The sequence below is a fragment of the Streptomyces sp. NPDC049577 genome (genome assembly GCF_040675635.1).
Taxonomy (GTDB): domain Bacteria; phylum Actinomycetota; class Actinomycetes; order Streptomycetales; family Streptomycetaceae; genus Streptomyces.
In genome coordinates this window covers 1-4,684 of the sequence record NZ_JBFAPH010000417.1, presented here as the reverse complement: position 1 = coordinate 4,684, position 4,684 = coordinate 1, and the positions used below count along the sequence as shown (strand labels likewise).

Sequence of the window (4,684 nt, the reverse complement as noted above, 5' to 3'; positions counted from 1 at the left end):
CGATTCGGACACCGCGATGCCGCCGGACGCGGCGAGGGCGTCCGCCGGCACGGGCGTCCTGCCCGCGCCGTTCGGGCGCTCCGGCGCCGAGCCCACCCCGGCCGCCAGCGTGGTGGCCGACGGGAACGCCGACGGACCGGCACCCGGCACCCGGGAACCCGGCCGCGACGCCTCCCACGGCAAGCCCGGCGACCCCCGTGCGAGCCACGGACCGGGCGCGTCCGCCTCGGCCGGACCGGGCCCGTCCGCGAGCCCGGACGGCAGGCCGGACCGGCCCGGCGGCGGCCCCTCCGCCACGTCCACGCCCGGCGAGACGCCCGGCAAGGGTGACGGCAAGGGCACCGACAAGAACGGCACCGGCCGGTCCGCCTGGGCGCTGCGCGTCTGCCGCGACTACCTGGCCGCCGGCACCGCCCGGCGCGGCAAGGGCATCGACGACGACGCGCTGCGCATCCTGGAGCGCACGGCCGGCAGCGCGAACGCCGTCCGCGCCTACTGCGAACGCCTGCTCGGCGACGCCGGCAGCGGCTCGGGCAGCGGCTCGGGTGGCGCCTCGGGCGGGGACGACGACCGCGACACGGGCGGCCTCCTCGGCGGTTCCGGCTCCACGCCGGGCACCCGCAGCATGCCCCAGGTACCGCTCCCGGGCCTGTCCGCACTCCAGGGTGTGACACTTTCGGGGGCCGTGACGCTGTAGGGAATGAGCCGACTGGTCATCGGCTGCGCAGGAGCCGAAGTTCCCCCCATACCGTCGGCTCCGCGCCCCCTGGCGCGGGCGGGGCTTTTCCCCCGGCCCTGCCCGCGCCCCCCTTTCACCGTGCTCCCCTTCCCGCGCTCCCCTTTCGGGCGCGCTCCCCTTTCCGGCGCGTGCCCCGGTCAGGTCCGTCCGCCCGCCGCTACAGTCCGAAGCGGAGGCGTTCTCACTCGGACTCGTCACTCGCCGGTACACCCCCGGCAGCGGGAGGCGCGAACCCATGGCACGATCGACCGAATCCGGACTTCCGGTCCAGCCCGTCTACGGGCCGGAGGCACTCGCCGGCTGGGATCCCGCCGACCGGCTCGGCGCCCCTGGGCGGTTCCCCTTCACCCGCGGTGTCCACCCCACCATGTACGCCGGCCGCCCCTGGACCATGCGCCAGTACGCCGGCTTCGGCACGGCCGCCGAGTCCAACGCCCGCTACCGCCGGCTCATCGAGCACGGCGGGCACGGGCTGTCCGTCGCCTTCGACCTGCCGACCCAGATGGGCCACGACTCCGACGCGCCCCTGGCGAGCGGCGAGGTCGGCAAGGTGGGCGTCGCGATCGACTCGCTGGAGGACATGCGGGTGCTCTTCGACGGCATCCCGCTCGGCGACGTCTCCACCTCGATGACGATCAACGCGCCGGCGGCCCTGCTCCTGCTGCTCTACCAGCTGGTCGCCGAGGAACAGGGGGTGCCCGCCGACCGGCTCACCGGCACCATCCAGAACGACGTCCTCAAGGAGTACATCGCCCGGGGCACGTACATCTTCCCGCCCAAGCCCTCCCTGCGGCTGACCGCCGACATCTTCGCCTACTGCAAGGCCGAGATCCCCCGCTGGAACACCATCTCCGTCTCCGGCTACCACATGGCCGAGGCGGGCGCCTCGCCCGCGCAGGAGATCGCCTTCACCCTGGCCGACGGCATCGAGTACGTCCGCACGGCCGTCGCGGCCGGCATGGACGTCGACGACTTCGCCCCGCGGATCTCCTTCTTCTTCGTCGCGCGCACGACCCTGCTGGAGGAGGTCGCCAAATTCCGCGCCGCCCGCCGGATCTGGGCCCGGCTGATGCGCGACGAGTTCGGGGCCCACGACCCCAAGTCGCAGATGCTGCGCTTCCACACCCAGACGGCCGGCGTCCAGCTCACCGCCCAGCAGCCCGAGGTGAACCTCGTGCGCGTCGCCGTGCAGGCGCTGGCCGCCGTCCTCGGCGGCACCCAGTCGCTGCACACCAACTCCTTCGACGAGGCCATCGCCCTGCCCACCGAGAAGGCCGCCCGGCTGGCGCTGCGCACCCAGCAGGTCCTCGCCCACGAGACGGACCTGACCGCCACGGCCGACCCCTTCGCCGGCTCCTACGCCATCGAGTCGATGACGGACGAACTGGAATTCGCCGCCCTGGAGCTGATGGACGAGGTGGCCGAGCGGGGCGGCGCCGTCGCCGCGATCGAACAGGGCTTCCAGAAGGACGAGATCGAGCGCAACGCGTACCGGATCGCCCAGGAGACGGACAGCGGCGAACGCGTCGTCGTCGGCGTCAACCGTTTCCAGCTCGCCGAGGAGGAACCCTACGAGCCGCTCCGCGTCGACCCCGAGATCGAGAACCGGCAGCGCGAACGCCTCGCCCGCCTCCGCGCCGACCGCGACGGCACGGCGGTGGATTCCGCCCTGGCCGCCCTGAAGGCCGCGGCGGCGGGCACGGACAACGTCCTCTACCCCATGAAGGAGGCCCTGCGCGCCCGGGCCACGGTCGGCGAGGTCTGCGGAGCGCTCCGCGAGGTGTGGGGGTCCTACGTCCCCGGCGCCTAGCCGCAGGTGACGTCCCGCTCCGGCCGCCGCCCGGTCGTGAGGAAGTCCGTCACGGCCCGGTCGCCGCACGCGTTGCCGTTCGCCAGGTACGCGCCGTGCCCGCCGGAGTTCACGGAGACGAGCCGGGCCCGCTCGCCCAGCGCCTCGCGCATCTTCAGCGCCCCCGCGTAGGGGGTCGAGGGGTCGCGCAGGTTCTGCACCATCAGCACGTTGGACGGCCCGTCCGCCGTGATGCGGGTGGGCTTCTCGGCGGGCCGGTCCTTCCAGAAGGCGCACGGCGTGATGTTGACCGGCATGCCGGCCGTCAGCGGATGCCGCGCCCGGTCCGCCGTGACGTCGCGCGCGTAGGAGCCGACCGAGCTCGGCCAAGCGACGTCGTTGCAGATCACGGCCACCATGGCCGTCGCGTCCGGCCCGGGGATCACCCTGGGGACCGGATCCGCCATGGTGATCGGCCCGGTGGTGTCGCGGGCCGCGACGATCAGCGCGCCCAGCGACTCGAAGGCGTCCATGTCGTTGTCGTCCAAGGTCTGTTGCAGCGCCTGGCGCAGCCGGTTGCCGGTGAGGGCGTGACCGTCCGCGAACCGCCTTTCCTGCCCGTCGAGTTGCGCGGCGATCGCCAGGAACGACGCCCGTACCTCCTCGGTCGACGTGCCGAGCCGCAGGCGGCCGGCGCGCACCGGGTCGGTGGCCCAGCGGGCGAAGTCCGGGAAGCGGACGTCCAGGCCCGCCGCCTTGTTCGCCGACCAGCCGCGCGCGACGCGCTGCGGGTCCGGGTCCCCGCTGCTGTCCAGCAGCCAGCGGTCGGTGTGCGAGGGGTACTTCTGCGCGTACACCGCGGCCACGTACGCGCCGTACGATCTCCCCCACGCGGACAGCTTCTCCTCGCCCAGCGCCTGCCGGAGGCGGTCGATGTCGCGGACCTCGTTGGCGGTGGACAGCGAGCGCATGACGTCCCCGCCGTTGTCGGCGCACGCCCGGGCGATGCGGCGGGCGCGATCGGCGTTCTCACCGATGTTCCCGTCCGGCGCGGGCCAGGGGAGCAGATGGGTGAGCTCGCGGTCGTCCTCGGTGATGTCGCAGTCCGCCCTGGTGCTCGCGCCGACGCCGCGCGGGTCGAGGCTCACGATGTCGTACGCGCCGCCCGTGCGCTTGCGCAGCTCCTCGCCCTCGCTCGCCAGGCGGCCCAGCCCCGAGCCGCCCGGGCCGCCGGGTATGAGCAGCAGCGTGCCGCGGCGCGCCTTCGGGTTGTCGCTGCTGAGCCGGGCGACGGCGATGTCCAGCTGCCGGCCGTGCGGGTCGCGGTAGTCGAGGGGGACGGAGAGGGTGGCGCATTCGGTCGCGGAGGACGGGGCGCAGGGCTTCCAGCCGAGGCCGTCCCGCGCCTGCGCGGGGGCGGGCGCGGCGGTGAGCGTGGCCGCGACGGCCGTGGCGGAGAGGGTGAGCAGGAGGGTGTTGCGTTTCCGGTGCGTCATGGGCCAAGCCTCCTTCGGCCGAGGGAAGTTGACCATCCGGCGGGCGGTTCCCCTAAGGGTGGGGGTAACCCCCGTGTTCCGGCCGCTTCAGTGGGCGAGGGCGTCCGGAGGGAGCGCGTCGAGCCAGGCCCGCAGGGCCGGCTCCTCGGCGGCGACCAGGGTGCGGCAGATGTGGACGGGCCGGCCCGTCTCGGTGGGGGTGCGGTGTTCGCGGGTGAGCGTCATCCCCGGCGGGAGGGGCGGCAGCCGGACGCCGAGCCGGAGCGGCAGGTGCATGGCCGTGCGAACGGCCGGGGGGTCCTGCGGGAGGGTGCCGTCCAGGACGAGGCGGACCAGCGCGTCGTAGGGGTCGAGCCGGGTGGCCGCGTGGCTGAGGTGGGACATGCCGCCGAAGCGGCCGTTGATCTCCAGGACGCTCAGCCGGCCGTCGTCGACGGCGAAGTCGATCTGCCAGGGCCCGAGCGGGGCGAGCCGGGCGGTGACGTCCTCGACGAACGCGTCCAACTGGTCGTGCGCGGCCGCGGGCAGGGCCGCCGGCATGGTGCGGGTGCGCCAGTTGGGCTTGCAGTGCTCGTCGAGCGGGCCGAAGGAGGCCACCGGCCAGCGCAGCGTCCGGTCGCCGGACAGCAGTTCCAGACCGAACTCCTCGCCGGTGCAGAC

3 protein-coding genes and 1 pseudogene are annotated in these 4,684 nt (G+C 74.3%); 2 read left to right on the top strand and 2 right to left on the bottom strand.

All coding sequences use genetic code 11. The features are described 5' to 3' along the window. Positions 1-697: pseudogene (locus tag AB0K09_RS29925) on the top strand (hypothetical protein); the annotation flags it as partial. A 277-nt stretch (positions 698-974) separates the two neighbouring features. Beyond that, complete coding sequence (locus AB0K09_RS29920; RefSeq protein ID WP_366068542.1) at positions 975-2,549, top strand: methylmalonyl-CoA mutase family protein; 1,575 nt, start codon at positions 975-977, stop codon at positions 2,547-2,549. On the opposite strand, the gene AB0K09_RS29915 is transcribed toward AB0K09_RS29920, so the two are convergent. Together AB0K09_RS29915 and AB0K09_RS29910 are read right to left on the bottom strand one after the other, a co-directional pair. Further along, positions 2,546-4,024, bottom strand: coding sequence for an alpha/beta hydrolase (locus AB0K09_RS29915; protein WP_366068541.1), 1,479 nt, complete (start codon positions 4,022-4,024; stop codon positions 2,546-2,548). The genes AB0K09_RS29920 and AB0K09_RS29915 overlap by 4 nt on opposite strands. Before the next feature lie 87 nt (positions 4,025-4,111). Then, on the bottom strand, positions 4,112-4,684 hold a 573-nt coding region (locus AB0K09_RS29910), incomplete at its 5' end, for a hypothetical protein (RefSeq protein ID WP_366068540.1).